This is a genomic window from Mitsuaria sp. TWR114, assembly GCF_007997345.1.
The window spans coordinates 1-559 of record NZ_VOSR01001133.1; the positions used below are offsets into that span (position 1 = coordinate 1).

At 63.7% G+C, this 559-nt stretch carries 1 protein-coding gene; it reads right to left on the minus strand.

Features of this window, described 5'->3' with window-relative positions; all coding sequences use genetic code 11:
* A partial coding sequence (locus FUT87_RS28140; protein ID WP_310735337.1) for a YceI family protein occupies positions 1 to 417 on the minus strand: 417 nt, incomplete at its 3' end.
* Between the last annotated feature and the right edge of the window lie 142 nt (positions 418 to 559).

Genomic DNA, 559 nt, shown 5'->3' on the forward strand with positions numbered 1-559 from the left:
GTCGCCGCCGCAGACCTCGCGCTTGAGCATCGGGTTGTCGTAGCAGTTGAAGTTGGTCGCGGTCAGCGTCACCGGGGCGGTCTTGCCCTTGAGCGTCAGCTGGCCGGACACCGAGGCCACCTTGTCGCCCGAGAAGGTGAACTTGTCGCCGACGAACTTGGCCGTCGGGTTGTTGGCCACGTCGAAGAAGTCCTTGCTCTTCAGGTGGTTGTCGAACTGCGTCGAGCCGGTGCTGATGCCGTTCATGTCGAAGGTGATCTCGACCTTGCCCGACTTGCCGGCCTTGTCGAACTGCACGGTGCCTTCCTTCTTGTCGAAGCGGCCGCGGTTGGTCGAGGTGCCGAAGTGCTTGATCTCGAAGGTGGCGTAGGTGTGCGTCGGGTCGATCGCGTAGGTCGCGCTCTGGGCTTGCGCCAGCCGGCGGCGGCGATCAGGGAGGCGAGCAGCAGGGCTTTCTTCATCATCGTGGGGTCCTGTCGAACAGTTGGGATGGAAAGGAACCGGGCGAGGACCCGGACCGGTTGGAGGAACTCGGAGGAACTCGAAGGAATGGCGGCGG